The sequence below is a fragment of the Pseudomonas sp. FBCC-B545 genome, from assembly GCF_059134095.1.
On record NZ_CP101441.1, the window covers coordinates 5,359,767 to 5,385,719 of the forward strand.

The window sequence follows — 25,953 nt, forward strand, 5'->3', positions numbered from 1 at the left end:
CTCGCTCCTACAGGCTGCTTTAAACTACAAGATTATTCATCTCGCAATACTCGTCCCACTCGACACCCAGCACTTCGGCCGCCTCTTTGTGCAAGGCCAGCCGTGCGGCTTCAAACGCCTCAGGCGTCGAGGTGTACTTGAGGGTCAGTTCCCAAGGCTGGTAGCCCTGGCTCTCGGCCTCGTCCTCAAATGCCCACTGGATCTGGTCACGCTGATCGTCAGCGCTCAGTTCCTTGATCTCTTCTTTAAGCTGCGGCGACTCCTCGAGATATTTTTCGAGAGCTGCTTGGTGCCGAACTTCCTGGGTCATCTCAGTCGTGGTCATGTCGTTCTCTTAGATCGAGGAATGGGGATGCATCTGGGTCATCAAGGTTGCGCAGATACAAAAGAGCGGGCACGAATGCCGGCTCGTCTGGCCTTCAGAACCATTCTGGGATCATCTGAAAACATTGCCTTTGAAGCGGTGGTGCCTTGGTGCCCGAGACAGGAATCGAACCTGCGACCTTCGCGTTACGAGTGCGCTGCTCTACCGGCTGAGCTACACGGGCGGTGGGCTAAAGCTAGCACTGCATCGGGCATGCAGCAACTGGCTCGCTTACCGCCCGGCGGCCGTCACGCTCCGTTGGCGGAGCAACCCTTGGCAACGTACTGCGCGTCAGCCGTAGTGGCACAAGTCCAGCCACTGGTGGCGCTGCGGATCAAGGTGATGGTCTTGCCCAGCACAGGGGCCGGCGCATCGAGAATTTCACAACTGATGGAGCCGGCGCCCGAAGCCACATCACCCGCCACGGTGATCGTGCAGTTGGCCGTCGGGCTGGTGCCACCAATCAACTCCAGAGTGGGCACAGTGCCCTGGTTGATCGTGTCTTCGTAGCCAGCCTTCAACGCACTGATTTCAGCCAGCCCCGCCGTGAACTTGGCTTTGGCCTGGTGCTTGGTGTACATGGGCAAACCGATGGTGGCCAAAATGCCGATGATTGCCACGACGATCAACAACTCGATCAAGGTAAAGCCTTTTTGACGCATCTCTTTCACTCTCCAGAATAGAACCATGACAAGGCGCGTCCTGCGCCCCGTAGTGTGCAACGGCGCCAGTGTACTCATGCCCACGCCGCCAATCGCGTACAGGACGCACATTCTGACATTTTATTCCTGAACGCCAGCCTGCCCGGATACGCCCCCTGGCTAAGCTATAAATTCTTCACGAGCTGCCTACGCGGACCCGACATGAATGACACTTCAACGATCTACGCCTGGGAAGGCATCAACCGCAAGGGACGCAGGGTGTCCGGGCAAATTGCTGGCCATGACCTTGCGCTGATCAAGGCACAACTGCGCCGGAAAGGGATCTGCCCCGAGCGTGTGCGCAAGAAGCCTACATCACGGCCGATCTTTGCCCCACGAATATTGCCTGCGAATATCGCCCTGCTCACCCGCCAGTTGGCCACATTGCTCAAGGCCGGCATCCCGCTGCTACAAGCTTTCGATATCATCAGCGAGGGCGTCGAGAACCGGCAGGTGTGTGACCTGGTCAAAGCCTTGAAACAGCAGATCGCCAGCGGCAACAGCTTGGCCGATGCGCTGCGCCAACACCCGCGTTATTTCGACGATCTGTACTGCAACCTGGTCGCCGCCGGGGAACAGGCAGGTGCCCTGGAAACCCTACTGGAGCGCGTGGCGATTCATCTGGAAAAAAGCCAACGGCTCAAAGCCAGGATCAAAAAGGCCATGACCTACCCTGTCACGGTATTGGTGGTCGCCACACTGGTCAGCGTGGTGCTACTGACGCACGTCGTGCCGCAATTCCAGAAATTGTTCACCGGCGTCGGCGGCCAGTTGCCCGGGTTTACCTTGGCGGTCATTGCCCTGTCCGAATTCCTGCAACAGGCGTGGTGGATGCTGGCGCTGGGCTTGGGTGCGTCGCTGGCAGGGCTTCGCCAGGCTTACCATGCTTACCCAGGTTTTCGCCATCGGGTGCAAGCGGGTTTGTTGAAAATGCCCCTGGCAGGCAAACTGCTGCACAACTCTGCCGTCGCTCGTTACGCCCGCACGCTTTCGACCACGTTTGCAGCGGGCGTGCCCCTCGTGCAGGCATTGGGCTCGGTGGCCGGCGCCGTCGGCAATGGACCATTCAAACAGGCAATTGAACGTATGCGCCACGATGTATCCACAGGCATGCAATTGAACCAGGCCATGGCCAGCAATGGCCTATTTCCAGGCATGGCGATCCAGATGACGGCCATCGGTGAAGAATCCGGCACGCTGGACCGAATGTTGGAAAAAGTCGCGAACCACTACGAGGCGGACGTGGACACCTTGGTCGATAACCTCACCAGCCTGATGGAACCGCTGATCATGGTGGTACTGGGGGGCATTGTCGGGGCGTTGGTGATCGCCCTGTACCTGCCGGTCTTTCAATTGGGCACGGCATTTTGATCCTGCTGCTGACCGAACGGCCCTGGTTTTTTGTTGCCATGGCACTGGTGCTGGGCCTGATCGTCGGCAGTTTCCTCAATGTGCTGGCGTGGCGACTGCCAAAAATGCTCGAGCGCGAATGGCGTGCCCAGGCCCATGAGATCCTCGGCTTGCCTGCAGCATCCGCCGGGCCGGCCTATAACCTGATGCGCCCGAATTCCTGCTGCACCCGTTGCGAACAGCCAATTCGGCCCTGGGAAAATATTCCACTGCTCAGCTACCTGTTGCTCAGGGGGCGTTGTGCACATTGCCGTGAGCCCATCAGCCTTCGTTATCCATTAACCGAGCTGGCCTGCGCGTTGATCACGGCCACTGTTGCCTGGCACTTCGGTTTTGGCTGGCAAGCCGGCGCGGTGTTGTTGCTGAGCTGGGGCTTGCTGGGCATGAGCCTGATTGATCTCGACCATCAATTGTTACCGGATGCGCTGGTGCTGCCGCTTCTATGGCTGGGACTCATCCTCAACAGCGCCGACCTGCTGGCGACCTTGCCCGATGCGCTGTGGGGCGCGGTCATTGGCTACATGAGCCTGTGGAGCGTGTTCTGGCTGTTCAAGCTGGTCACCGGTAAAGATGGCATGGGCCATGGCGACTTCAAGTTATTGGCATTGCTGGGAGCCTGGGGCGGCTGGCAGATACTGCCGATGACATTGCTGATGGCCTCACTGTTGGGCTTGATTGCCGGGCTGATTCTATTGCGTTTGCGCAAGGCCCCGGTGTCAGCACCGATGCCATTTGGTCCCTGCCTGGCAATTGCCGGCTGGATTGCATTGCTCTGGGGTGGTCAAATAACCGACTTCTATTTGCAGTCTGTCGGTTTCAGATGACCACTTCTGTCGCAACACCCTGGATTCTTGGCCTCACGGGCGGCATTGGCAGCGGCAAAAGCGCTGCTGCCGAGCACTTTATCAAGCTGGGCGTCGACCTGGTGGATGCCGATCATGCTGCCCGCTGGGTCGTCGAGCCTGGGCGGCCGGCACTGGCGTGTATTGCCCAGCATTTCGGCAGCGGCGTGCTGCACCCCGACGGTCAGCTGAACCGCGCCGCGCTGCGTAAACTGATCTTTGAAGTCCCTGAAGAACGCCTGTGGCTGGAAGCCCTGCTGCACCCGTTGATCGCCGAGGAAATTCGCAGTCACTTGGCGCGCGCCCGTTCGCCTTACGCGATCCTGGTGTCACCGCTGCTGATCGAGTCAGGCCAATACAGCATGACCCAGCGCATCCTGGTGATCGACGTGCCGCAATCGCTGCAGATTCAGCGTACCCTGCAGCGCGATGGCATCAGCGAACAACAGGTGCAGGCGATTCTGAAGGCCCAGTCCAGCCGCGAAGACCGCCTGAACCATGCCGATGATGTACTGGTCAATGACCAGGACCTTGCCTGGCTGCATGGCGAGGTCGAGCGACTGCACCACTTTTACCTTACTTTGCGTGGAGGCCGATCATGAGCCAACCCTTGACCGTCGACTGCCCAACCTGCGGTGCCCCCGTGGAATGGAAAACGGAAAACCTCAACCGGCCGTTCTGCTCGGACCGTTGCAAACTCATCGACCTGGGCGCCTGGGCCGCCGAGGAACACAAGATCCCCGTGGCCCCGGATGCCGAAGACGAGCTGTTTTCCGAAGACCTGCCACAACGCCACTAAGGCCGCATAAAGGCATATTCCTGCTGGTCGTCGAGGTTTTCTGCGAGGTATTGCAGCTCGTCGGCCAGGTCTTCGAAACTGCGTACGCCCTTGCTTTGCTGCACTACCGCACTGAGCATGGCGCGCAAGGTCAAGCCTGGGTCAAAACCGATTTCCTGCGCCGCATCCTGGCTTCTGCGCAACTCCTGCCGTGCCCACTCATACACACTCATGATCCCTGCTCCTGAAAATTTTGCAGAGCATGGACCTGCGCCGTTGCCCGGCATTTGACCTGGATCAACGCCGTGAATCGTCGTCCTTCCAAGGCGCCGAGAGGTAGCGGGTACGGTTGAAGGTCTCCAGCCATTCCGGGCAGAACACCACCAATGCGCTGATGACCATGCCGTTGATAAAGGCTTCGGGAAAGATGATCAACCACAGGTAGCCCACAAAGTCCTCCAGCCATTGCGGCATCGCAAAGCGGCCGTCAAACCACAATAAACCCAGCCCGGCCAACAGGCACAGCAAGGCCGACAGCGCTGCGGCAAAAAAACCGGAACAGAAGATATACACGAAGGGGTTTCGCGGTTGCGCCCGCTCGACCAGCAGCGCACAGCTTTCGGTGACCAGCACCGGCAACCCGATCAGGAGCAGGCCATTGATACCGAGCGCTGCCAGGTCCTGGCGCCCCAGCAGCATGAGGCCGAGCTGAGCGGCAAACCCACCGACGATTGCCAGCGGCCAATCCAGCAGCAAGGTGACGGCGGTCATGCCGATAAAGTGATAGGACACTCCGGTATCGAAATCCCGCCGCACCAGCCACAGCATGAACAGCGCGAACACTGTTCCGAACAGCAAATGCTGGCGCCGTCGGTCGGCGAACAACTCGACCCACGGCGAGCGCAGCACCGCCCATATCACCACGGGCGCATACAACAGCCAGCCGATGCCGAGGGTCGATGGCGCCAGAACAGCTGCACTGATCACGGATGCACTACCTCTACAAAAAGCCTCACCACGAACCTCAGGGCTTACTGCCGAGTGCGCAGTCTACACCTGCGCTTTAACTTTGGTCTGGGTCAAAGCGAGATTCAAATCTGGGAGGGGCGGCACAAGCAAGACTTCCTGTGGTCATCATTTGAACGCTAAGCTGCGAATATGGATGACTCAGATTATTTGCGCCTGCTCACCGTAGCAGCCGAACAAGCCAACGCGTTCCTGTCCAATGCCCGCAAATGGGAGCGTGAGCGTTGGGTTTGCCAGCGACTGTTGCAAGGCTTGAACGTGCCCTACCGCGTCGAAGAGTTTCACGCCGCAGGCCAGGAGCCGCCGGATGTGTTGTTTCGCGACGCCAGCTTCGAGGTGTTTTTCGTGCTGGACGAAGGCCGCCGCCTGAACGACGAGTGGCGCGACGAATTGCTGCGCAGGCGCAGCGCGTTCTCCTTGAGCCAGCTGGTGCGGCGCGAAGCCAAGCCACGGCGCATCCCGGCCCATGAGTTCCTGCTGCGCCTGGCGCCGACACTGCGTAAAAAAGCCCACAACTACAAAGAGCGCGGCATGGACCTGGGAGAGTTGGATCTCGTCGCCTTTGCCAGCCTCAAACGCGAAGTGCTGGACCTCAACAGCCACTTCCCGCCCCCCACCGAGTATTTGCGCCAAGGCTGGCGCTCGCTGTCGTTGGTGGGCCCAACCTTCGCCCGGGTGCTGTTCGCCCACCCGGATGCACCGGATTTCTTGCGCAACAACCTGGGGCGCAGCATAGTATTCGACGTTGGCATCAGCCTGTGACACAGGCACCGGCTACGCTTATGGCGATAGCGCCGACCCCTGGCTGTAACGTGGCGCCCTTTTGCAACGTCTACCTGACGAGGCCTTTATGACCAGCCGCCTGAACCCCGATGACCAACAGCATGTCGAAGAGTACCTGCAACTCTCCCAAAACAGAGTCGAGCGCAAGCCTTTCCGGCCGTGGCTGCTCCTCTGCGTGGTGCTGGTAGTGGTGATCGGGCTCGGTGTGCTGAGCCGCCTATTGAGTTACCTGACGCTATGAGCTGCCTGGCGCTCGCGAGGGTAACTGCTCCGATTTCTTTTAGCCTTGCGAGATATCCCCATGACCCATCGTATTATTATCGTCGGCGGCGGCGCCGGCGGCCTGGAGTTGGCTACCCGCCTGGGTAAGACCCTGGGCAAGCGCGGCAAGGCCAGCATCACGCTGGTGGACACCAACCTGACCCACATCTGGAAGCCCCTGCTGCACGAAGTAGCTGCCGGCTCGCTGAACTCTTCTGAAGATGAACTCAACTATGTTGCCCAAGCGAAATGGAACCACTTCGAGTTCCAGCTGGGGCGCATGAGCGGGCTTGACCGCGAACAGAAGAAAATCCAGCTGGCTGCCACTCTCGACGAAGAAGGTCGCGAACTGGTGCCTGCACGCGTACTGGGCTATGACAGCCTGGTGATTGCTGTGGGCAGCACCACCAACGACTTCGGCACCGAGGGTGCGGCGCAACATTGCCTGTTCCTCGACACCCGCAAGCAGGCCGAGCGTTTTCACCAGCAACTGCTCAACCACTACCTGCGCGCCCATGCCGGGCAGACCGATGCCATTGAACAAATCAGCGTTGCCATCGTTGGCGCTGGCGCCACCGGCGTCGAGCTGGCCGCCGAGCTGCATAACGCCGCCCATGAGCTGGCCGCCTATGGCCTGGACCGTATCAAGCCAGAAAACATGCACATCACCCTGATCGAAGCCGGCCCGCGGGTATTGCCTGCGCTGCCGGAACGCATCGGCGGGCCGGTGCATAAAACCCTGGAGAAACTTGGGGTGACCGTGCTGACCAACTCGGCGGTCAGTGAAGTGACTGCCGACGCCCTGATCACCAGCAGCGGGCAAGTGATTCCCGCCAGCCTCAAGGTATGGGCGGCCGGGATTCGTGCACCGGGTTTCCTCAAGGACATCGATGGCCTGGAAACCAACCGCATCAATCAGCTGCAGGTGCTGCAAACCCTGCAAACCACCCGCGACGAAAACATCTTCGCCTTTGGTGATTGCGCTGCCTGCCCGCAACCGGGCACCGACCGCAATGTACCGCCACGGGCCCAGGCTGCACATCAGCAAGCTTCGCTGTTGGCTAAATCGCTGAAATTGCGCATTGAAGGCAAGGAACTGCCAACCTATAAGTACACCGACTACGGTTCGTTGATTTCGCTGTCGCGCTTCTCAGCGGTGGGCAACCTGATGGGCAACCTGACCGGCAGTGTGATGCTGGAAGGTTGGCTGGCGCGGATGTTCTATGTGTCGCTGTACCGCATGCACCAGATGGCGCTGTATGGGTTCTTCCGTACGGCGATGCTGATGTTGGGGAGCAAGATTGGCCGAGGCACCGAACCGCGCCTCAAACTCCACTAACAACGCATAACTCCCGTGGGAGGGGGCTTGCTCCCGATAGCAGTGTGTCAGTTAATGAATACTTAGCTGACCCACCGCTATCGGGAGCAAGCCCCCTCCCACATTTGCTTTGCGGTGAGCTCAGGATTCGCGCGCGAAAAAAAAAAAATCCCCGTATCTTTCGATACGAGGATTTTTAATATGGTCGGGGTAAGGGGATTCGAACTCCTGACATCCTGCTCCCAAAGCAGGCGCGCTACCGGACTGCGCTATACCCCGGTAAAAAAAAGGCGACCTTTCAGTCGCCTTCTTCGATCAGCGCTTTTGGCCTCTGATCTTAAGATTCGATTCCAGCCTGGACTGGTCTCAAAAATGGTGGGTCGTGTGGGATTCGAACCTACGACCAATTGGTTAAAAGCCAACTGCTCTACCAACTGAGCTAACGACCCAAATATGGTCGGGGTAGGGGGATTCGAACTCCCGACATCCTGCTCCCAAAGCAGGCGCGCTACCGGACTGCGCTATACCCCGGTTTGAAATTGGCTCCGTGACCAGGACTCGAACCTGGGACCCAATGATTAACAGTCATTTGCTCTACCGACTGAGCTATCACGGAACTACATATTTCAAATTTACTGCTGTGTAACCTTCTCTTCGACCCTGTCCGTATCGCTACGTTAGCGTCTCTGAGGCGCGCTATTCTACAATCTTAAAAACCCCTGTCAACCCTTTAAATTGCTTTTAAGACAATGATTTGCGCTTCTTTCTGATTTCTTCTTGGGGAGAAGAAACCCGTGGGCTGACGTTGCTGCGGGGCGCACTTTACAAGCCTTTGCCTTACAGTTCAACGCCCTAGCGAAAAAAAAGGCCCCGCAATGCGGGGCCTCTTCTTATTACGCCAGATGCCGGCCTTAATGGAAGACGATCTCGTCGTCTTTCACCGTGGCCGTGACGCGGGTTCCCGGCATAAAGCTGCCCGACAGGATCAACTGCGCCAGCGGGTTCTCGATCCAGCGCTGGATCGCACGTTTCAGAGGCCGTGCGCCATACACCGGGTCGTACCCGACCGCGATCAGCTTGTCCAACGCCTCGCTGCTCAGCTCCAGGTCCAGCTCGCGTTCAGCCAGGCGGCTGCGCAGGCGACCCAGTTGGATCTCGGTGATACCCGCGATCTGATCCCGCGCCAAAGGCTCGAAGATCACCACCTCATCCACCCGGTTGATAAATTCCGGACGGAAGTGCGAGGTCAGCGCATCCATGACCGCAGCACGCTGGGCTTCACGGTCGCCCACCAGTTCCTGGATCTGCGTCGAGCCCAGGTTGGAGGTCATCACGATCACCGTATTGCGGAAGTCCACGGTGCGCCCGTGACTGTCGGTCAGGCGACCATCTTCCAGTACCTGCAGCAAGATGTTGAACACATCCGGGTGGGCCTTCTCGACCTCGTCCAGCAGGATCACCGAGTAGGGCTTACGCCGCACGGCTTCGGTCAGGTAACCGCCCTCCTCATAGCCCACGTAGCCTGGCGGTGCGCCGATCAGGCGAGCCACCGAGTGCTTCTCCATGAATTCGGACATATCGATCCGTACCATGGCCTCTTCAGTATCAAAGAGGAACTCGGCCAGGGCCTTGCACAACTCGGTCTTACCCACGCCGGTCGGGCCCAGGAACATGAACGAGCCGCTTGGGCGGTTCGGGTCGGACAAACCAGCCCGGGAACGTCGTACCGCGTTGGACACCGCGACAACGGCCTCTTCCTGGCCGATGACGCGCTGATGCAACAGACTTTCCATCTTCAGCAGCTTGTCGCGCTCGCCTTCGAGCATTTTCGACACCGGAATACCGGTCCACTTGGAGACCACTTCGGCAATTTCTTCTTCGGTTACTTTGCTGCGCAGCAACTGGTTCTCAGGCTTGCCATGCTGGTCGACCATTTGCAGGCTGCGCTCCAGGTCCGGGATCACCCCGTACTGCAACTCGGCCATGCGGTTCAGGTCGCCTTTGCGGCGCGCCGCTTCCAGCTCCTGGCGGGACTGCTCGATCTTTTGCTGGATCTGCGCCGAGCCCTGTACTTCGGCTTTTTCCGAGGTCCAGATTTCTTCGAGGTCCGAATACTCACGTTCCAGGCGGACGATTTCTTCCTGGAGTTTTTCCAGGCGCTTCTTCGCCGCCTCGTCCTCTTCTTTCTTCAACGCCTGGGATTCGACCTTCAGTTGAATCAGGCGCCGATCCAGGCGGTCGAGCACTTCCGGTTTGGAGTCAATCTCCATGCGGATACGGCTGGCCGCCTCGTCGATCAGGTCGATGGCCTTGTCCGGCAACTGACGATCAGTGATATAGCGATGGCTCAACTTGGCCGCCGCAATGATCGCGCCGTCGGTGATCGCCACCTTATGGTGGACCTCATAGCGTTCTTTCAGGCCACGCAGGATGGCAATGGTGTCTTCTTCGCTTGGCTCTTCCACCAGCACTTTCTGGAAGCGACGCTCCAGCGCTGCGTCCTTTTCGATGTACTGGCGGTATTCGTTGAGCGTGGTCGCACCGACGCAGTGCAGTTCGCCCCGCGCCAAGGCTGGCTTGAGCATGTTGCCGGCGTCCATGGAACCTTCGCCTTTACCGGCGCCGACCATGGTGTGCAATTCGTCGATAAACAGAATGATCTGCCCTTCCTGCTTCGACAATTCATTGAGCAACGATTTCAGGCGCTCTTCGAACTCACCACGGAATTTGGCGCCGGCGATCAGCGAGCCCATGTCCAGGGACAACAGGCGCTTGCCTTTCAGGCCGTCCGGCACTTCACCATTAATGATGCGCTGGGCCAGGCCCTCGGCAATCGCGGTTTTACCCACGCCAGGCTCACCGATCAGCACCGGGTTGTTCTTGGTGCGGCGTTGCAGGACCTGGATGGTGCGACGGATTTCGTCGTCACGACCGATCACCGGGTCGAGCTTGCCTTCTTCGGCGCGCTTGGTCAGGTCGACGGTGTATTTGTCCAGGGCCTGGCGCGACTCCTCATGGTTGGGGTCGTTCACCGCCTCGCCCCCACGCAGGTTGTTGATGGCGTTTTCCAGGGCTTTCTTGCTCACGCCCTGGCCCAGCAACAATTTGCCGAGCTTACTGTTGTCGTCCATGGCGGCGAGCAGCACCAGTTCGCTGGAGATGAACTGGTCACCTTTCTGCTGGGCCAGGCGGTCGGCCTGGTTGAGCAGGCGCGCCAGATCCTGGGACATATTCACGTCACCGGTAGGGTTCTGGATTTTCGGCAGTTGGTCGAGCTCTTTGCTCAACTCTTTGCGCAGGCTGTTGACGTCAAAGCCCACCTGCATCAGCAACGGCTTGATGGAACCACCTTGCTGTTCCAGGAGCGCCTGCATCAGGTGCGCAGGCTCAATCGCCGGATGGTCGAGGCCGACCGCCAGGGATTGGGAGTCCGATAAGGCCAACTGCAATTTGCTGGTTAAACGATCAATACGCATTAGTCACCTTCCTTTTGAGCAGGCCGGAGCTATGAACAAACACATCCTGAATGAAGAAACCTGCCAGATACCCTTATAGATGGGGTGGATTCTGGGGGTTTCAAGCGGCGGATAGTTGATACAGGTCAGGAGAGTCTAGCGTTGAAGCCAGATAAGGGAGGCGAATCGGCCCGTACGCAGGCTGCGGCGATAAGAAAAGAAGCGCGGGTCGGTCACGGTGCATAAACCGCCACCATATACAGCGGTGACACCGCGTATTGCCAGACGCAGGCGCGCCAGCTGGTAGATGTCGGCCATGAACTTGCCGTGATTGTGGCTGGGAACAAAGGCTTCAGCGGTGGCCGGTAGTTGCTGCATGAACGCCTCACGCACTTCCAGGCCGACCTCAAAGGTTTGCGGGCCAATGGCAGGTCCGAGCCAGACCAAGACGTCTTCGGGAGCGGTATCCAGGCTTTCGAACGCGGCCTCCAGCACGCCGGCCGCCAAGCCACGCCAACCGGCATGGGCAGCGGCAACCCGGGTGCCCGCCCGATTACAGAACAGCGCAGGCAGGCAATCGGCTGTCATGGATGTGCAGGCGATGCCAGGAGTGCTGGTCCAACTGCCATCTGCCTCGACAGTACGACCCGGATCAGCCTCAACCACGTTAGTACCGTGGACCTGGCGCAACCAGGCAGGCTGAATATTGAACGCGTCGGTCAGACGGCGGCGATTTTCAAGGACGGCCTCCAGGCTGTCCTCGACGTGATCGCCCAGGTTGAGGCTGTCGAACGGCGCCAGACTGACGCCGCCCGCTCGGGTGGTGACGCAGGCTTTCACCCCGGCCGGCGCAGGCCAGTCAGGAATCAGCCAGTCATTCATCCGATAAATGCCTCGCGATCCTGCTTGAGCAGCGACAGCAACCAGACCAGATCGTCTGGCAGCGGCGATTCCCAGCTCATTCGCTTACCGCTCGTCGGATGATCCAGCTCCAGGAAACGGGCATGCAGTGCCTGGCGCGGGAAGGATTTCAGCGATTCAACCATGGTTTGGCTCGCCGCCGGCGGAATTCGGAAGCGACCGCCGTAGGCAGGATCTCCGACCAACGGGAAGTTGATGTGCGCCATGTGCACACGAATCTGGTGGGTACGCCCGGTTTCCAGCTTGACCCGCACATGGGTATGGGAACGGAAACGCTCCAGCACACGATAGTGGCTGACGGCCTGCTTGCCGCCTTCCATCACCGCCATACGCTGGCGCTGCTGGCCGTGGCGACCAATCGGTGCATTGATCTTGCCACCGGCCACCACCACGCCGATCACGATGCACTCGTAAATACGACTGACGCTGCGGCTCTGCAATTGAGTAACAAGCTGCGTCTGCGCCTGGATGGTCTTGGCCACCACCATCAAGCCGGTGGTGTCCTTGTCCAGGCGGTGCACGATGCCGCAGCGCGGGACATTGATAATGTCCGGCACGTGGTGCAACAGGGCATTGAGCAAGGTGCCATCAGCGTGCCCGGCGGCCGGGTGAACCACCAGGCCTGCGGGTTTGTTGATGACCAGGATATCGTCGTCTTCATAGACGATATCCAGCTCGATGTCCTGGGCGACCCATTCTCCCTGGGCTTCCTGCTCGGCAGTCAGCTCAAGAATCGCACCGCCATGGACTATGTCTCGCGGGCGGATAACCGCTCCATCCACAGTCAGGCGGCCGTCTTTGATCCAGGCGGAAAGGCGCGAGCGCGAGTGCTCAGCGAATAATTGTGCGGCGACTTGATCGAGGCGTTGGCCGCCCAATTCGGACGGCACCTCTGCGCGAAGTTCAATTTTATCGGACATGCTCAGACTAGGCGTGGCACAGCCTTTGGTTTCGGCTGCGCGCTTGTGGTTAAATACGGCGTCTTTTGCCCCGAGGCTTTCAACGGGGCGCTCATCATAACAGGACGGCCCCGCCCAAGACAGCGGCCGTCATAGGGACGCAAGCCGCCATGCAAGTGAAACACCTGCTGCTGATCGCCATCCTCGCCATGACTGCTGCTTGCTCGTCAACAAAGGACGTCGTCGACGAAAACCTGAGCGAAGTCGAGCTGTACCAGCAAGCTCAGACAGACCTGGACAATAATAGCTTCACCAGCGCCACAGCAAAGCTGAAGGCCTTGGAGTCGCGTTACCCGTTCGGGCGCTATGCCGACCAGGCCCAGCTTGAGCTGATCTACGCCAACTACAAGAACGCCGAGCCGGAAGCTGCCAAGTCCGCTGCCGAGCGTTTTATCCGCCTGCACCCGCAGCACCCGAACGTGGACTACGCCTACTACATGAAGGGCCTGACCTCGTTCGACCAGGACGTTGGCCTGCTGGCGCGCTTCCTGCCGCTGGACATGACCAAGCGTGACCCGGGTGCTGCCCGCGACTCCTACAACGAGTTCGCCCAACTGACCAGCCGCTACCCGAACAGCCGCTACGCGCCGGACGCCAAGCAGCGCATGATCTACCTGCGCAACCTGCTGGCATCCTACGAGATCCACGTAGCCCACTACTACCTGACCCGCCAGGCGTACGTCGCAGCCGCCAACCGTGGCCGCTATGTAGTGGAGAACTTCCAGGAAACCCCCTCCGTGGGTGACGGCCTGGCAGTCATGACCGAGGCTTACCAGCGTCTGCACCTGGATACACTGGCGACCACCAGCCTGGAAACCTTGAAACTCAACTACCCTGACCACCCGAGCCTGAAAGACGGCCAGTTCGTGCCTCAGGTTGCCGAAGCGGACAACCGTTCCTGGCTGAGCAAATACACCCTGGGCCTGATCGAATCCCGTCCACCGTTGCCGCCGGGCGAAACCCGCGCCAATCAGGACGTGATCAAGCAGTACCAGGATGCCAAGGATGCCATTCCTTCGGACCTCAAGCCTCACGACGAGAACGGCGACGTCATCGAAGAAGAGGAGCCGCAGGCCCTTGGCAACAACGAAGACCGTTCATGGTTCAGCTACATGACCTTCGGTGTGTTCGACTGATTGTTCGACGCAACGCAAAAGGGAGCTCTGAGGAGCTCCCTTTTTTATGAGCGAGTATTTATTGCGCTGTGCGCCCGTGGCCGCCTTGGCTAAACTGACGCATTCCTTGCCGAGAAACTGCCCATTATGCTTCGTCTACTGTTCTGGATTGCCGTCATTGCTGCCGCGGTATGGTTCTGGCGCAAATTCAAAAACCCTACAGCGCGCCAGCAACGGCCTGCTGAGCCGAATGCAGCGCTGATGGTGCGTTGCGCCCACTGCGGCGTGCATCTGCCGCAGGATCGCGCACTGAGTTCAAGCCAGGCGTGGTATTGCACCCAGGCACATCTGGAACAAGGGCCGAAATCTATCCAGCGTTGAGGCGACCGGCGGGCGAATAAGGCGTGGGATCGATGATTGGGGCCCGCGCCAACAGCAAGTCGGCGAATAACTGGCAGGAGGCCGGCGCTAGCACCAGGCCATTGCGGTAATGGCCACAATTGAGCCACAACCCCTTGAACCCAGGAACCTCACCGATATACGGGATACCCTCCGGCGAGCCAGGCCGCAACCCTGCCCAATGCCCGACCACCTCGGCGGCCGCCAAGGCCGGAATCAACTCTACCGCAGAGGCCTTGAGGCTTTCCAACGCGGTTTCGGTCGGCGTCTTGTTGAACCCCTCATGCTCCAATGTACTTCCGATCAGGATGTGCCCATCACGTCGCGGGATCGCATACCGCCCCTTGGCCAGGACCATGCTGGATAAAAAGTCAGGCGCACCCTTGTACAGAATCATCTGGCCTTTGACCGGCTCTACGGGTAACGCCAAGCCCAGCGTGCCCAGCAATTGCCCACTCCAGGCCCCGGCAGCGAGCACCACCTGATCACCCGGAACCTGCCCTGCAGCGGTGTTAACGCCCACCACGCTGTCACCCTCGCGGACAAATCCTTGTACTTCGCAATGCTCTTGTATGGTCACACCCGGCAATGCCAGCAGCGCAGCCCTCAGGGATTTGACCAGGCGTGGGTTGCGTACATTGGCCACGTCGGCCATGTAGATCGCCCGGCAATAGCCGCCTCCCAATACCGGCACTGCATCATGGGCCGTCGACACATCCACCTTGCTTAATGGCCGTCCTTCACGCGCAGCCCAGGCCAATGCTTGACCTTCATCATCCAGGTCAAGCCAGTACAGGCCCGTGGTATGCACCTCGGGATCCACGCCGGTAGCGGCAAACAAGCGCTGCGCCAGTTGTGGGTAAAAATCCTGGGACCAATGGGCCAAGGCGGTGACCGCCGGGCTATAGCGCCATGGATACAACGGCGAAACAATCCCGCCACCCGCCCAGGAAGACTCCTGCCCAAGCCCCGCCCGCTCCAGCAGTATGATCGTCTGCCCCTCCCTGGCGAGGTTGTAAGCCGTCAACAGGCCGATTACTCCGCCGCCGACAATCACCACTTGCTGTTGCTTTGCCATTATTTGATCCAGCCGATAAACAGGGAAAGACGCGCCCGGCGCCCACTCTTCAAGCACGCTCATCATTGCCCCCAGCAGAGCTTGCGCGACATATCAGGCGCCGCTCCCGGGTTACTTCGCATACCGGTGCTGGTCAAGCTGAAGGCTGCACACGCATCACCCGCCATCAATGAATCCACAACAGGCGTAGCGAGCAGGTCAAAATCCTGGGGGTTTAAAACGACACTGATTCTATAATGATCATTGCCCGCACTGACGCCGCTTACATCAATAAAAGTGCCGTTCCTCGTATAAAAACGCTCCAAGTGCTGGGCTTGCTCGCTCAACAACGTGACGATTTGCGCTCGATAAACCTTTTTAATCTGACCGATATATCCGGGATAGGTGACCCCAGCCAGCAACGCGATGATCGCCACCACGATCAGTAACTCGATCAGGCTAAAGCCCCGGCTATCCATGCCCATTTTATTGCTCCCTATTGAAGTTGCCGCCATAAGACCCGTCGAAACCTGACGCTGCCGCCCTCCTCCACGCGTGCGTAGACCGTCTCGAGCACCGTGCGTGATTGGCCTGCGAGCCCGACTGCAGTCACCCGATACAGTGCCGCCGAGGCATGGATCGGTAGATGGACCATACCAGCCCCCATACCCAGTGCTTGAACGCCATAGAATCCCCCCATCAGCGCTACCCAAGAGACCGCCGAGGCAGGATTGGTCCCGCCGCCCACCAGCGAAAAAGCTTCAACGGGCGGCGCACAAGTGGTGACCGAGTGGCATATGGGCAATGCCCCGCCTACCCTCTGTACCGCCCACTCGCCCAACCTCAGGCCACTTTCGGCATGTTGAAATGATTGATTGCGATGCCACAGGCTGCTCGCGACTTTTTGCTGGGATACCGCCCCCTGCATGGATGACAACCCCACCTGCGATAACAGCAGCAGCAATACCAGGCTGATCAGCAACACCATCCCGGCCTGCCGCACATGAAGCCTACCAAGCATGACCATCACGCCTAACCCAGCCGATTTCGCAGCGCGGCCACGACGCTGTAGCTCTGATCCTTCACCCGTCCAGACGGGTCTTGCAGCGTCATATGGATGCGCACGCTGCGTATCAGCGACGGGTCAACCGGGTGCCTGTCGTAACGCACCACAACCGTTGATGCCGGCTGGGCCGCCATGCCAAAGCTGATGTCGAATGCCCGCACGTTATCCATCAGTACGGCTTTCGCAGGCGTTGCCGGCGTACTGATCTTCAACTGGCCTGTTTCGTAGGTGTAGGTAAGCTGGCGTATGCCAAAGCGGATCTGGCCAGGTGCGGCGGCAGGCGGTGCCCCGGCATAAGCCTGGGCCACCTCCTTGCAGTCGGACAGTACCGTCCAATCCGGCTTGCCAACGCCCTCACCGACGCTCGCCGTAACCAATGTCAGTGACTTTGCACTCGCCGACGCCTCCCAGCTTATCGGCCGATCAAAGGCGGCAGGCGCGTTGTCGATGACGGCCGTGGCCAGGCACCCCAGCATGCCTGCCTGGCGTATGTCCTGGGTAATCTTGCTCAGGACAAACCGCGCATCATCCTGCAGCACCATCGCGGCCTGCTGGCTGGCATGGGTCAGTCGCGAGCTGATCACCACCTGGCTCGCACCCAGCACCAGCACTAGCCCTACGGCGAGTGCCAGCAACAATTCCACCAGGCTGAAACCTCGAACAAGACGATTCATTGCAACGCTCCCTGATCATTGGCGATACGACTGGTCAGGGTGAAGGTTTCCCGGGCTCCAGGCCTGTTTGCCGCTCGAGCGTCCTGCCAGCTGATGCTGATGGTGACCTCATGCCCACTCAAAGCCACCGACCCTTTAGCGTCTTCGCCTGCAAAACCAATGATATTGGCCTCGAAATCGTGCAGGTCCAAGTCACGCACACTGGCAGTCGAAGTGCTGCGCGGCGCGGGCTCGGCGCTGCCCCACGAGTAATCTGCACCGGCGTTGGCGCGAATGCGGTCAAGCATGTCGTAGGCGATAAAACTGGCTTGGCTGGTCATCCTGGCGCTGTCGGTGTACTTGAGCGCATTGAGCTGGAGCACTGCAGCGCCCATCAGACCAATGGCCAGGATCAGTAGCGCTACCAGCACCTCGATCAAGGTCATGCCGGATTGGCGTCGCTGGAAAGCGCGCAGGAAAAATCGATTCGGGCAGGCGGGCATTACCGTCGTCATCCATGTCGAAGGCCGGAAAAAAGCAGGCAAAACCTGCTGTACGACCCAAGACTAGCGTCGGCTTTCAAGCGGCGCCGCTCCAGGAACAAAGGGAAATACTTTGGACATAAAGGCCATCATTCATCACCAGAGGCCCAGGGCTATACCTAGGTCTGCAACTTGTAGACCCACTCGCGTCCACGGAGGGAACGCACATGACACAACGAGGGTTCACCCTGATTGAAATGCTGCTTGGGCTGATCGTGACCAGCTTTCTTGCACAACTGGCCGTGCCCGGCTTCAAAGGGTTGCTTGAATCACAGCAGCGACAAAGCGTGGCCCAATCACTCGCTGCAGGCCTGCGCTACGCACGCGCCGAGGCCATCGCACGCAATCAGGCGGTGGTCATTCACGCGCGGGACGAGGACTGGAGCCTGGGGTGGCGGGTGATACTGGACATCAATGGGCGTGGTCACCTGGACGAAGATAACCCGGTATTGCTTGAACGACAGGACAGCGGGCATGTGCTTATCGCGGGCAATGGCCCGGTCACGAACCAGGTGCGTTTCAGCGGTTTGGGAGAGCCGGTCTTTGCCGGCGGGGGCTTCCGTGCCGGCACCGTGCATGTGTGCGACACAAGCCAGGCACAGAGCCTGTACCAGGTAGTGCTGGCGCCCAGCGGGCGCATCAGCCTGCGCAGTGTGAAAACCGAGCAGGCATTATGCCGAGGCTATACCAGCCCGTCGGGCGTCAGAGCAGCGAGCGGACCCGCAGTTCCTTGGGCATGGAGAACGTGATGTTCTCTTCACGACCAGCCAGCTCATCAGCACCGGTGGCTCCCCAGGCCTGCAACTGCTGGATCACGCCGCGCACCAGGACTTCCGGGGCCGAGGCGCCCGCGGTGATGCCAATCCGCTCGACACCATCGAACCAACTGCGCTGCATGTCTTCGGCGCCATCGATCAGGTATGCCGGTGTGGCCATGCGTTCAGCCAGCTCACGCAGGCGATTGGAGTTGGAGCTGTTCGGGCTGCCGACCACCAGCACCACATCGCACTCATCCGCCAGTTGCTTGACCGCATCCTGGCGGTTTTGCGTGGCGTAGCAGATGTCGTCCTTGCGGGGGCCGCCAATGGAGGGGAATCGCGTGCGCAGGGCATCGATTACACGGCTGGTATCGTCCATGGACAAGGTAGTCTGGGTCACGAATGCCAGGCGATCCGGGTTGTGTACCTGCAAGTTGGCGACGTCTTTTTCGTCTTCAACCAGGTAGATGGCGCCGCCGTTGCTGGCGTCGTACTGACCCATGGTGCCTTCGACTTCGGGGTGACCGGCATGGCCGATCAGGATGCATTCGCGGCCGTCACGGCTGTAGCGCGCCACTTCGATGTGCACCTTGGTCACCAGCGGGCAAGTGGCATCGAATACTTTAAGGCCACGGCCTGCCGCTTCGGTACGTACGGCCTGGGACACGCCGTGGGCACTGAAGATGACGATAACGTCGTCGGGCACCTGGTCGAGTTCTTCGACAAAGATAGCGCCGCGTGCGCGCAGGTCTTCGACCACGAATTTGTTATGGACGACTTCATGGCGCACATAAATCGGCGGCCCGAAAACTTCCAGGGCGCGGTTGACGATTTCGATCGCCCGGTCCACGCCGGCGCAGAAGCCACGGGGGTTGGCGAGTTTGATTTGCATGCTGTGCCTCGTGTCTTGCAGCCACGTTGAGTCGAATTTAACGCTGACTCAACCGACAATGGGGATCAAAGGTGGGAGGGGCTTGCTCCCGATAACGGTATATCAATCTGCAAATACTTAGCTGATACACCGCTATCGGGAGCAAACCCCTCCCACATTTTAGACCGTGTACGGTCAGTTACAGCGCTTTGACGTTGATGATCTCGACGTCAAAGGTCAGTGTTTTGCCGGCCAACGGGTGGTTGAAGTCGATGGTCACTTGCGCGTCATCGAAAGCTTTCACCACGCCAGGCAGTTCGGTATTCGCCGCATCATTGAAAATCACCAGCAAGCCTTCCGACAGGTCCATACCTTCGAACTGCGAACGCGGGATGATCTGTATGTTTTGCGGGTTGGGTTGGCCAAAGGCGTTTTCCGGCAGGATCTGCAGGTTACGCTTGTCGCCAGCCTTGAAGCCGAACAGGGCTGCTTCAAAACCCGGCAACAGGTTACCGTCGCCCACCTTGAAAGTCGCCGGAGCTTTGTCGAAGGTGCTATCGACCGTGTCGCCATTCTCCAGGCGCAATGCGAAATGCAAAGTGACTTCCGTGTTCTGGCCGATGCGTTGCTCAGCCAATACCTGATCAGTCATTGACGGTCTCTCCGGTTTTCTTGCTCTTGAACATATCCAGCGCCAGCATGATTGCACCGACAGTAATAGCGCTATCGGCAAAGTTGAACGCCGGGAAGTAATGACGGTTCTGCCAATGCACCAGGATGAAGTCGATCACATGGCCCAGGGCGATGCGGTCATACAGGTTGCCCAGCGCGCCGCCCAGCACCAGGGCCAGGGCGATAGCCAGCCAGGTGTCGTCGCGACCCAGGCGCTTGAGCCAGACCACCAGCACTGAACTCACCACCACGGCGATCAGGGCAAACAACCAGCGCTGCCAGCCACCGCCGTCAGCCAGGAAGCTGAAGGCGGCGCCGGTGTTGTAGGCCAGGGTCCAGCTGAAGTAATCCGGAATCACCACGATCTGCTGGAACATCTCCAGGGAGCCCTCGAAGTGAGCCTTGCTGACCTGGTCAATGACCAGGACCAGCAAACTCAATACGAGCCAGCCCAGACGTCCAAAACGACTGGCTGAGTTAGGCATAGTGGCGAACCTCGCCAGCACCGCTGATGTTGTCTACACAACGGCCGCAGATTTCCGGGTGCTCAGGGTTCACGCCGACGTCTTCACGGCAGTGCCAGCAACGAGCGCACTTGGGGAAGGCCGACTTGACGACTTTGAGCTTGAGGCCCGGTACTTCGGTAGCCAAGGCGTCAGCCGGGGCTTGAGCAAACGGTGCCAGGCTGGCAGTCGACGTGATTAACACGAAGCGCAGTTCGTTGCTCAGTTTGGCCAGGTCGGCAGTCAGGCCTTCCTCGGCAAACAGGGTGACTTCGGCCTGCAAGTTGCCACCGACGGCCTTGGCCGCACGCTGAACTTCCAGCTCCTTGTTCACGGCAACTTTTACCGCCATCACGCCTTCCCAGTACGCGCGGCCCATTTCGAAGTCGGCCGGCAACTCGGTCAGGCCTTCGTACCAGGTATTGAGCATCACCGATTCGTTACGCTCGCCCGGCAGGTATTCCCACAGTTCGTCGGCGGTGAAGGCCAGGATCGGCGCGATCCAGCGCACCAGGGCTTCAGAGATGTGATACAGCGCGGTCTGCGCCGAACGGCGCGCCTTGCTGTTGGCGCCGGTGGTGTACTGGCGGTCCTTGATGATGTCGAGGTAGAAACCACCCAGTTCCTGCACGCAGAAGTTGTGGATCTTCGAGTACACGTTCCAGAAGCGGTACTCGCCGTAGTGTTCTTGCAACTCGCGCTGCAGCAGCAGGGTACGGTCCACGGCCCAACGGTCCAGGGCGAGCATGTCCTCAGCCGGCAGGATGTCGGTGGCCGGGTTGAAACCGGTCAGGTTCGACAGCAGGAAGCGTGCGGTATTGCGGATGCGGCGGTAGGCATCGGCACTGCGGGCCAGGATCTGGTCCGATACGGCGATCTCACCCGAGTAATCGGTCGACGCCACCCACAGGCGCATGATGTCGGCGCCCAAGGTGTCGTTGATTTTTTTCGGTTCGATCACGTTTTTCAGCGACTTGGACATCTTGCGGCCCGTCTCGTCGACGGTGAAACCGTGGGTCAGCAGTTCGCGGTACGGCGCATGGTTGTCGATGGCGCACCCGGTGAGCAACGACGAGTGGAACCAGCCACGGTGTTGGTCGGAGCCTTCCAGGTACAGGTCGGCACGCGGACCGGTTTCGTGGCCCATCGGGTGCGAGCCGCGCAGCACGTGCCAGTGAGTAGTACCAGAATCGAACCAGACATCGAGGGTGTCGCTGATCTTGTCGTACTGCGGCGCTTCATCGCCCAGCAGCTCTGCAGCGTCCAGCTTGAACCAGGCTTCGATACCTTCCTGTTCAACCCGCAGCGCCACTTCTTCCATAAGCTCGACAGTGCGCGGGTGCAGCTCGCCGCTTTCCTTGTTGAGGAAGAACGGGATTGGCACGCCCCAGTTGCGCTGGCGGGAGATGCACCAGTCCGGACGGTTGGCAATCATCGAGTGCAGGCGCGCCTGGCCCCAGGCCGGGACGAACTGGGTGTCTTCGATGGCTTTGAGCGAGCGCACACGCAGGGTGTCGCCGCTGACCGGCTCTTTGTCCATGCCGATGAACCACTGCGCGGTGGCGCGGTAGATCAGCGGGGACTTGTGGCGCCAGCAATGCATGTAGCTGTGCTTGATGGTGTCGGTTTGCATCAGCGCACCGACTTCACGCAGTTTGTCGATGATCGGCTGGTCGGCCTTGAAGATGAACTGGCCGCCGAAGAACTCCAGCGAAGGCACATAAACGCCGTTGCTTTGCACCGGGTTGATGATGTCATCGTTGACCATGCCGTACTTCTTGCAGATCACGAAGTCGTCCACGCCATAGGCGGGCGAGCAGTGAACCACGCCGGTACCCGAACCCAACTCGACATAGTCAGCCAGGTACACCGGCGACAAACGGTCGTAGAACGGGTGACGGAAGTTGATCAGCTCCAGTGCGGTACCGGTGGTGGTGGCGATCACCGAGCCTTGCAGCTCGTAGCGAGCCAGGCAGGCCTCGACCATTTCCTCGGCCAGCACCAGCAGACGATCACCGACGTCCACCAGGGCGTAGATGAATTCCGGGTGCACGTTCAGCGCCTGGTTGGCCGGGATGGTCCACGGGGTGGTGGTCCAGATCACGATGGCAGCCGGTTTGCTCAGGCTCGCCAGGCCAAAGGCCTCGGCCAGCTTGGCGTCGTCGGCGATCGGGAACGCCACGTCGATGGTCGAGGACTTCTTGTCTTCGTACTCGACTTCCGCTTCGGCCAGGGCCGAACCGCAATCGAAGCACCAGTTCACGGGCTTGAGGCCCTTGAACACGAAACCACCCTTGACGATTTCGGCCAAGGCACGGATTTCACCGGCCTCGTTCTTGAAATTCATGGTCTTGTACGGGTTGTCCCACTCGCCCAGCACGCCCAGGCGGATGAATTCGGACTTCTGCCCTTCGATCTGCTCGGTGGCGTAGGCACGGCACAGCTCGCGGGTCTTATCCGCGCCCAGGTTCTTGCCGTAGGTCACTTCGACTTTGTGTTCGATCGGCAGGCCGTGGCAGTCCCAACCAGGGACATACGGCGCGTCGAAGCCCGAAAGGGTCTTCGAGCGGATGATCATGTCCTTGAGAATCTTGTTCAGCGCATGACCGATGTGAATCGTGCCGTTGGCGTAAGGAGGGCCGTCGTGCAGGACGAATTTCGGACGATCCTTGCCAATTTCGCGCAACTTTCCGTACAGGCCAATACTGTCCCAGCGCTGCAGGATCTGCGGTTCGCGCTGTGGCAGGCCGGCCTTCATTGGGAAGGCGGTGTCCGGAAGGTTTAGCGTGGCTTTATAGTCGGTCATTTAAGGCTCTTCGGTTAGCGATGGGCGCTAGGTGCGGCTAGTGCACGGGCGGCGGCGACATCCGCATTGATCGCCGTTTTCAACGCCTCCAGGGAGGCGAAACGCTGCTCTTCACGCAGCTTCTGGTGGAAAACCACCGTCAAACGCCGGTCGTATAAATCACCGGCAAAATCCAAAAGGTGAACTTCCAGGTGGGCCTTGCCATCACCTGCAACCGTGGGCCTGACGCCTATATTGGCGACTCCCGGCCACGATTGGCCGTCGATATCGACGCTCACCAGGTAAACCCCGGTCAACGGTACACGACGGCGCTTGAGTTGCACGTTGGCAGTTGGCGTGCCCAATTGGCGCGCCAGCTTCTGACCGTGCAATACCCGTCCGGCAATGCGGAACGGGCGACCGAGCAACCGCTCGGCCAAGCCGAAGTCGGCAGCAGCCAGGGCGTTACGCACCTGGGTGCTGCTCACGCGCAGACCGTCCAGTTCGACGGTTTGCGCGGCTTCGACGGTAAACCCCTGGCTGGCGCCGGCATGTTGCAGGAAATCGAAATCCCCGACCCGGTCACATCCGAAACGGAAGTCGTCGCCGACTTCCAGGTGTTGCACCCCCAGGCCCTCCACCAGGATACGGTCAACGAACTCGGTGGCGCTGAGGCTACGCAAGCGCTGGTTGAAAGCCAGGCAAAGGACGCGGTCCACACCCTCTTCGGCCAGCAGTTGCAGCTTGTCGCGCAGGCGTGCCAGGCGGGCCGGCGCCGTTTCCGGGGTAAAGAACTCCCGCGGTTGTGGCTCGAAAATCACCACGCAGCTGGGCACGCCCAACTCGACCGCACGCTCGCGTAGCCGGGCCAGGATAGCCTGGTGACCACGGTGAACACCGTCAAAGTTGCCAATAGTGGCGACGCAGCCCCGATGCTCGGGGCGCAGGTTGTGAAGACCTCGAACCAGCTGCATAACGCGCTTCTTGCTCATAAAGTGGTCGATTATAACCACACCCAGCCCCGGACGACAGGCAACAGCGCAGGCCAAATGGGTCGATTCGATAAAACACCCGTTTTATCGCGGCAAACTCTCTATCCCAGCGACTTGCGATTGAAATGCCGCAGGCGGAAACCCTGCAACAGCAACATGCCGAAGTACACCGCCGCGCCCGCGACCACCAATACACCCAGGCGCATGAAGCGCTCCAGCATATCGCCATGGCCCCAGGCCGGCATTACGTGCATCAGGCCAACGAGCACGGCGGACATCGCGGCGACTGCCACGAGTAACTTGAGGGCGAACATTCCCCAACCCGGCTGTGGCTGGTACATCTGCTGTTTGCGCAGTTGGTAAAACAGCAGGCCGGCATTGATACAGGCGCCGGCACTGATCGCCAACGCCAGCCCGGCATGGGCCAAAGGCCCGATAAATACCAGGTTGAGCAGTTGCGTGACGATCAGCGTGAAAATTGCGATTTTCACCGGGGTGCGGATGTTTTGCTGCGCGTAAAAACCAGGCGCCAACACCTTGATCACAATTATGCCGAGCAGGCCGACGGAGTAGGCAACCAGCGCGTGCTGGGTCATCAAGGCGTCATGCGCATCGAATTCTCCGTATTGAAACAGCGAGACCGTGAGCGGTTCGGCGAGGATCCCCAGGGCCAGGGCGCATGGCAATACCAGCAGGAAGCACAGGCGCAGGCCCCAATCGAGGATTCGCGAATACTCCTGGCGGTCCTTGCTGGCGTAGGTGCGCGCCAGGGTCGGCAGCAGGATCGTGCCCAACGCCACGCCAAGCACGCCGGACGGCAACTCCATCAGGCGATCGGCGTAGTACATCCACGACACCGAGCCCGAGACCAGCAGCGAGGCAAACGCGGTGTTGATGATCAGCGAAATCTGGCTCACCGACACCCCGAGGATCGCCGGCAGCATATTGCGCATCACGCGCCAGACACCGGTGTCCTTGAGATTCAGGCGCGGCAGCACGAGCATGCCGATTTTCTTCAAGTGCGGCAGCTGGTACAGCAGCTGCGCCAGGCCTCCGGCCAGGACCGCCCAGCCCAGGGCCATGACCGGCGGATCGAAATACGGCGTGAGGAACAGCGCAAAAATAATCATGCTGACGTTAAGCAGGGTCGGCACGAAGGCGGGCACCGAGAAACGGTTCCACGTATTGAGGATCGCCCCGGCCAGGGACGACAGGGAAATCAGCAATATATAAGGAAAGGTCACTCGCAGCAGATCAGTGGTCAGTGCGAATTTTTCCGGAGTATTGGCAAATCCCGGGGCTGTGGCCCAGATCACCCAGGGTGCGGCGAGCATGCCGATCAGGGTCACCAGCATCAGCACCAGGGTCAGCAGGCCCGAGACGTAGGCGATAAAGGTACGGGTCGCCTCCTCGCCCTGCTGGGTCTTGTATTCGGCCAGGATCGGCACGAAGGCCTGGGAAAACGCGCCCTCGGCGAAGATCCGCCGCAACAGGTTGGGGAGTTTAAAGGCAATAAAGAAGGCATCCGTGGCCATGCTGGCGCCAAAGATGCGCGCCAGCAGGGTGTCACGCACAAACCCCAAAACCCGGGAGATCATCGTGATAGAGCTGACGGCAGCCAACGATTTGAGCAGATTCATTGAAAGAGTTTGCGCCTATAGATAAAGAGCAGGCGAACAAAGCGCCCACTTATGCGATACTGCGCGCCTGCAACAGCACAGA

The 25,953-nt window shown here is 59.7% G+C and carries 28 protein-coding genes and 5 tRNA genes; 10 read left to right on the plus strand and 23 right to left on the minus strand.

From position 1 onward, the window contains the following. Positions 1 to 19: 19 nt before the first annotated feature. The 3 genes from NMB39_RS24710 to NMB39_RS24720 all read right to left on the minus strand — a co-directional run bounded on the left by NMB39_RS24710 (position 20) and on the right by NMB39_RS24720 (position 1,026). Positions 20 to 325, minus strand: coding sequence for a DUF6388 family protein (locus NMB39_RS24710; RefSeq protein ID WP_057021605.1), 306 nt, complete (start codon positions 323 to 325; stop codon positions 20 to 22). A gap of 147 nt (positions 326 to 472) precedes the next feature. After that, positions 473 to 548, minus strand: a tRNA-Thr gene (locus NMB39_RS24715). 64 nt (positions 549 to 612) lie between these two features. Continuing rightward, positions 613 to 1,026, minus strand: coding sequence for a pilin (locus tag NMB39_RS24720; RefSeq protein ID WP_057013848.1), 414 nt, complete (start codon positions 1,024 to 1,026; stop codon positions 613 to 615). Between the two features lie 201 nt (positions 1,027 to 1,227). Here NMB39_RS24720 and NMB39_RS24725 point away from each other — a divergent pair, with 201 nt between their 5' ends. Genes NMB39_RS24725 through yacG form a run of 4 tightly spaced genes read left to right on the plus strand, consistent with a single transcriptional unit; the run spans position 1,228 to position 4,116 of the window. Beyond that, positions 1,228 to 2,436, plus strand: a complete 1,209-nt coding sequence (locus NMB39_RS24725) for a type II secretion system F family protein (protein ID WP_494339942.1) — start codon at positions 1,228 to 1,230, stop codon at positions 2,434 to 2,436. Next, the gene (locus NMB39_RS24730; RefSeq protein ID WP_494339941.1) at positions 2,433 to 3,299 is read left to right on the plus strand and encodes a prepilin peptidase; all 867 of its coding nucleotides are present in this window, start codon (positions 2,433 to 2,435) and stop codon (positions 3,297 to 3,299) included. Before NMB39_RS24725 ends, NMB39_RS24730 begins: the two co-directional genes overlap by 4 nt. Beyond that, positions 3,296 to 3,919 carry a dephospho-CoA kinase gene (gene coaE, locus NMB39_RS24735; protein ID WP_494339940.1) on the plus strand — a complete coding sequence of 208 codons (624 nt, stop codon included), beginning with the start codon at positions 3,296 to 3,298 and terminating at the stop codon, positions 3,917 to 3,919. Before NMB39_RS24730 ends, coaE begins: the two co-directional genes overlap by 4 nt. Continuing rightward, positions 3,916 to 4,116, plus strand: a complete 201-nt coding sequence (gene yacG, locus NMB39_RS24740; protein WP_057021609.1) for a DNA gyrase inhibitor YacG — start codon at positions 3,916 to 3,918, stop codon at positions 4,114 to 4,116. The genes coaE and yacG overlap by 4 nt, the downstream gene beginning before the upstream one ends. Here the strand turns inward: yacG and NMB39_RS24745 are convergent. Continuing rightward, on the minus strand, positions 4,113 to 4,328 hold the full coding sequence (locus NMB39_RS24745; RefSeq protein ID WP_003171680.1) for a hypothetical protein: 216 nt from the start codon (positions 4,326 to 4,328) through the stop codon (positions 4,113 to 4,115). The genes yacG and NMB39_RS24745 overlap by 4 nt on opposite strands. Positions 4,329 to 4,392: 64 nt before the next feature. Then, positions 4,393 to 5,082 (minus strand): energy-coupling factor ABC transporter permease, encoded by a 690-nt coding sequence (locus tag NMB39_RS24750; RefSeq protein ID WP_057021610.1) that lies wholly within the window; start codon positions 5,080 to 5,082, stop codon positions 4,393 to 4,395. 171 nt (positions 5,083 to 5,253) lie between these two features. Between NMB39_RS24750 and NMB39_RS24755 the strand changes: the two genes are divergently transcribed. From NMB39_RS24755 to NMB39_RS24765, 3 genes are all read left to right on the plus strand, one after another. Then, positions 5,254 to 5,883, plus strand: coding sequence for a DUF1780 domain-containing protein (locus NMB39_RS24755; RefSeq protein ID WP_057021611.1), 630 nt, complete (start codon positions 5,254 to 5,256; stop codon positions 5,881 to 5,883). An 88-nt stretch (positions 5,884 to 5,971) separates the two neighbouring features. Continuing rightward, positions 5,972 to 6,145: a DUF3094 family protein gene (locus NMB39_RS24760; RefSeq protein ID WP_046070858.1), complete on the plus strand. Its 174-nt coding sequence runs from the start codon at positions 5,972 to 5,974 to the stop codon at positions 6,143 to 6,145. Positions 6,146 to 6,205: 60 nt separating this feature from the next. Then, complete coding sequence (locus NMB39_RS24765) at positions 6,206 to 7,504, plus strand: NAD(P)/FAD-dependent oxidoreductase (protein WP_057021612.1); 1,299 nt, start codon at positions 6,206 to 6,208, stop codon at positions 7,502 to 7,504. Between the two features lie 181 nt (positions 7,505 to 7,685). Here NMB39_RS24765 and NMB39_RS24770 read toward each other — a convergent pair. The 7 genes from NMB39_RS24770 to rluD form a co-directional block, all read right to left on the minus strand. Then, positions 7,686 to 7,762, minus strand: a tRNA-Pro gene (locus tag NMB39_RS24770). A gap of 94 nt (positions 7,763 to 7,856) precedes the next feature. After that, positions 7,857 to 7,932, minus strand: a tRNA-Lys gene (locus tag NMB39_RS24775). A 5-nt stretch (positions 7,933 to 7,937) separates the two neighbouring features. Further along, positions 7,938 to 8,014, minus strand: a tRNA-Pro gene (locus NMB39_RS24780). Between the two features lie 9 nt (positions 8,015 to 8,023). Then, a tRNA-Asn gene (locus NMB39_RS24785) sits at positions 8,024 to 8,099 on the minus strand. Positions 8,100 to 8,394: 295 nt separating this feature from the next. Beyond that, on the minus strand, positions 8,395 to 10,959 hold the full coding sequence (gene clpB / locus NMB39_RS24790; RefSeq protein ID WP_043049306.1) for an ATP-dependent chaperone ClpB: 2,565 nt from the start codon (positions 10,957 to 10,959) through the stop codon (positions 8,395 to 8,397). A 135-nt stretch (positions 10,960 to 11,094) separates the two neighbouring features. Continuing rightward, a complete protein-coding gene (gene pgeF, locus NMB39_RS24795; protein WP_057024898.1) occupies positions 11,095 to 11,820 on the minus strand; it encodes a peptidoglycan editing factor PgeF in 726 nt (241 codons plus the stop codon). Then, positions 11,817 to 12,779: a 23S rRNA pseudouridine(1911/1915/1917) synthase RluD gene (gene rluD, locus NMB39_RS24800; protein WP_005784662.1), complete on the minus strand. Its 963-nt coding sequence runs from the start codon at positions 12,777 to 12,779 to the stop codon at positions 11,817 to 11,819. Before rluD ends, pgeF begins: the two co-directional genes overlap by 4 nt. Positions 12,780 to 12,928: 149 nt before the next feature. Between rluD and NMB39_RS24805 the strand changes: the two genes are divergently transcribed. Together NMB39_RS24805 and NMB39_RS24810 are read left to right on the plus strand one after the other, a co-directional pair. Continuing rightward, a complete protein-coding gene (locus NMB39_RS24805; protein ID WP_046070855.1) occupies positions 12,929 to 13,954 on the plus strand; it encodes an outer membrane protein assembly factor BamD in 1,026 nt (341 codons plus the stop codon). 126 nt (positions 13,955 to 14,080) lie between these two features. Continuing rightward, positions 14,081 to 14,314, plus strand: coding sequence for a PP0621 family protein (locus NMB39_RS24810; RefSeq protein WP_043049303.1), 234 nt, complete (start codon positions 14,081 to 14,083; stop codon positions 14,312 to 14,314). Here the strand turns inward: NMB39_RS24810 and thiO are convergent. The 5 genes from thiO to pilV all read right to left on the minus strand — a co-directional run bounded on the left by thiO (position 14,301) and on the right by pilV (position 17,611). Beyond that, complete coding sequence (gene thiO, locus NMB39_RS24815) at positions 14,301 to 15,410, minus strand: glycine oxidase ThiO (RefSeq protein ID WP_057024897.1); 1,110 nt, start codon at positions 15,408 to 15,410, stop codon at positions 14,301 to 14,303. The two genes, NMB39_RS24810 and thiO, sit on opposite strands and share 14 nt — an antisense overlap. 62 nt (positions 15,411 to 15,472) lie before the next feature. Continuing rightward, the gene (locus NMB39_RS24820) at positions 15,473 to 15,874 is read right to left on the minus strand and encodes a type IV pilin protein (protein ID WP_057024896.1); all 402 of its coding nucleotides are present in this window, start codon (positions 15,872 to 15,874) and stop codon (positions 15,473 to 15,475) included. 11 nt (positions 15,875 to 15,885) lie between these two features. Next, the gene (locus NMB39_RS24825) at positions 15,886 to 16,416 is read right to left on the minus strand and encodes a PilX N-terminal domain-containing pilus assembly protein (RefSeq protein ID WP_057024895.1); all 531 of its coding nucleotides are present in this window, start codon (positions 16,414 to 16,416) and stop codon (positions 15,886 to 15,888) included. Positions 16,417 to 16,421: 5 nt separating this feature from the next. Further along, positions 16,422 to 17,129, minus strand: coding sequence for a prepilin-type N-terminal cleavage/methylation domain-containing protein (locus NMB39_RS24830; protein WP_057024894.1), 708 nt, complete (start codon positions 17,127 to 17,129; stop codon positions 16,422 to 16,424). Further along, positions 17,126 to 17,611: a type IV pilus modification protein PilV gene (gene pilV / locus NMB39_RS24835; RefSeq protein WP_057013836.1), complete on the minus strand. Its 486-nt coding sequence runs from the start codon at positions 17,609 to 17,611 to the stop codon at positions 17,126 to 17,128. The genes NMB39_RS24830 and pilV overlap by 4 nt, the downstream gene beginning before the upstream one ends. A 206-nt stretch (positions 17,612 to 17,817) precedes the next feature. Here pilV and NMB39_RS24840 point away from each other — a divergent pair, with 206 nt between their 5' ends. Then, positions 17,818 to 18,399, plus strand: a complete 582-nt coding sequence (locus tag NMB39_RS24840) for a GspH/FimT family pseudopilin (protein ID WP_057024893.1) — start codon at positions 17,818 to 17,820, stop codon at positions 18,397 to 18,399. On the opposite strand, the gene ispH is transcribed toward NMB39_RS24840, so the two are convergent. The 6 genes from ispH to murJ form a co-directional block, all read right to left on the minus strand. After that, positions 18,353 to 19,300, minus strand: a complete 948-nt coding sequence (gene ispH / locus NMB39_RS24845; protein ID WP_034118029.1) for a 4-hydroxy-3-methylbut-2-enyl diphosphate reductase — start codon at positions 19,298 to 19,300, stop codon at positions 18,353 to 18,355. The two genes, NMB39_RS24840 and ispH, sit on opposite strands and share 47 nt — an antisense overlap. Before the next feature lie 178 nt (positions 19,301 to 19,478). Beyond that, the gene (locus NMB39_RS24850; RefSeq protein ID WP_172833437.1) at positions 19,479 to 19,916 is read right to left on the minus strand and encodes an FKBP-type peptidyl-prolyl cis-trans isomerase; all 438 of its coding nucleotides are present in this window, start codon (positions 19,914 to 19,916) and stop codon (positions 19,479 to 19,481) included. Between the two features lie 7 nt (positions 19,917 to 19,923). After that, the gene (gene lspA, locus NMB39_RS24855) at positions 19,924 to 20,436 is read right to left on the minus strand and encodes a signal peptidase II (protein WP_046070847.1); all 513 of its coding nucleotides are present in this window, start codon (positions 20,434 to 20,436) and stop codon (positions 19,924 to 19,926) included. Further along, positions 20,429 to 23,260 (minus strand): isoleucine--tRNA ligase, encoded by a 2,832-nt coding sequence (gene ileS / locus NMB39_RS24860; protein WP_198719238.1) that lies wholly within the window; start codon positions 23,258 to 23,260, stop codon positions 20,429 to 20,431. Before ileS ends, lspA begins: the two co-directional genes overlap by 8 nt. A 14-nt stretch (positions 23,261 to 23,274) precedes the next feature. Further along, the gene (gene ribF, locus NMB39_RS24865; protein WP_043049285.1) at positions 23,275 to 24,213 is read right to left on the minus strand and encodes a bifunctional riboflavin kinase/FAD synthetase; all 939 of its coding nucleotides are present in this window, start codon (positions 24,211 to 24,213) and stop codon (positions 23,275 to 23,277) included. 119 nt (positions 24,214 to 24,332) lie between these two features. Beyond that, entirely contained in the window at positions 24,333 to 25,871 is a 1,539-nt protein-coding gene (gene murJ / locus NMB39_RS24870; RefSeq protein WP_198719239.1) for a murein biosynthesis integral membrane protein MurJ, read from the minus strand. Between the last annotated feature and the right edge of the window lie 82 nt (positions 25,872 to 25,953).

Bases quoted from the DNA above. Each gene is read 5' to 3' on its own strand.
- NMB39_RS24710 (WP_057021605.1), bottom strand. From the start codon at position 325: ATGACCACGACTGAGATGACCCAGGAAGTTCGGCACCAAGCAGCTCTC.
- NMB39_RS24720 (WP_057013848.1), bottom strand. From the start codon at position 1,026: ATGCGTCAAAAAGGCTTTACCTTGATCGAGTTGTTGATCGTCGTGGCA.
- NMB39_RS24725 (WP_494339942.1), top strand. From the start codon at position 1,228: ATGAATGACACTTCAACGATCTACGCCTGGGAAGGCATCAACCGCAAG.
- coaE (WP_494339940.1), top strand. From the start codon at position 3,296: ATGACCACTTCTGTCGCAACACCCTGGATTCTTGGCCTCACGGGCGGC.
- yacG (WP_057021609.1), top strand. From the start codon at position 3,916: ATGAGCCAACCCTTGACCGTCGACTGCCCAACCTGCGGTGCCCCCGTG.
- NMB39_RS24745 (WP_003171680.1), bottom strand. From the start codon at position 4,328: ATGAGTGTGTATGAGTGGGCACGGCAGGAGTTGCGCAGAAGCCAGGAT.
- NMB39_RS24755 (WP_057021611.1), top strand. From the start codon at position 5,254: ATGGATGACTCAGATTATTTGCGCCTGCTCACCGTAGCAGCCGAACAA.
- NMB39_RS24760 (WP_046070858.1), top strand. From the start codon at position 5,972: ATGACCAGCCGCCTGAACCCCGATGACCAACAGCATGTCGAAGAGTAC.
- NMB39_RS24765 (WP_057021612.1), top strand. From the start codon at position 6,206: ATGACCCATCGTATTATTATCGTCGGCGGCGGCGCCGGCGGCCTGGAG.
- clpB (WP_043049306.1), bottom strand. From the start codon at position 10,959: ATGCGTATTGATCGTTTAACCAGCAAATTGCAGTTGGCCTTATCGGAC.
- pgeF (WP_057024898.1), bottom strand. From the start codon at position 11,820: ATGAATGACTGGCTGATTCCTGACTGGCCTGCGCCGGCCGGGGTGAAA.
- rluD (WP_005784662.1), bottom strand. From the start codon at position 12,779: ATGTCCGATAAAATTGAACTTCGCGCAGAGGTGCCGTCCGAATTGGGC.
- NMB39_RS24805 (WP_046070855.1), top strand. From the start codon at position 12,929: ATGCAAGTGAAACACCTGCTGCTGATCGCCATCCTCGCCATGACTGCT.
- NMB39_RS24810 (WP_043049303.1), top strand. From the start codon at position 14,081: ATGCTTCGTCTACTGTTCTGGATTGCCGTCATTGCTGCCGCGGTATGG.
- thiO (WP_057024897.1), bottom strand. From the start codon at position 15,410: ATGGCAAAGCAACAGCAAGTGGTGATTGTCGGCGGCGGAGTAATCGGC.
- NMB39_RS24820 (WP_057024896.1), bottom strand. From the start codon at position 15,874: ATGGGCATGGATAGCCGGGGCTTTAGCCTGATCGAGTTACTGATCGTG.
- NMB39_RS24825 (WP_057024895.1), bottom strand. From the start codon at position 16,416: ATGGTCATGCTTGGTAGGCTTCATGTGCGGCAGGCCGGGATGGTGTTG.
- NMB39_RS24830 (WP_057024894.1), bottom strand. From the start codon at position 17,129: ATGAATCGTCTTGTTCGAGGTTTCAGCCTGGTGGAATTGTTGCTGGCA.
- pilV (WP_057013836.1), bottom strand. From the start codon at position 17,611: ATGCCCGCCTGCCCGAATCGATTTTTCCTGCGCGCTTTCCAGCGACGC.
- NMB39_RS24840 (WP_057024893.1), top strand. From the start codon at position 17,818: ATGACACAACGAGGGTTCACCCTGATTGAAATGCTGCTTGGGCTGATC.
- ispH (WP_034118029.1), bottom strand. From the start codon at position 19,300: ATGCAAATCAAACTCGCCAACCCCCGTGGCTTCTGCGCCGGCGTGGAC.
- lspA (WP_046070847.1), bottom strand. From the start codon at position 20,436: ATGCCTAACTCAGCCAGTCGTTTTGGACGTCTGGGCTGGCTCGTATTG.
- ileS (WP_198719238.1), bottom strand. From the start codon at position 23,260: ATGACCGACTATAAAGCCACGCTAAACCTTCCGGACACCGCCTTCCCA.
- ribF (WP_043049285.1), bottom strand. From the start codon at position 24,213: ATGCAGCTGGTTCGAGGTCTTCACAACCTGCGCCCCGAGCATCGGGGC.
- murJ (WP_198719239.1), bottom strand. From the start codon at position 25,871: ATGAATCTGCTCAAATCGTTGGCTGCCGTCAGCTCTATCACGATGATC.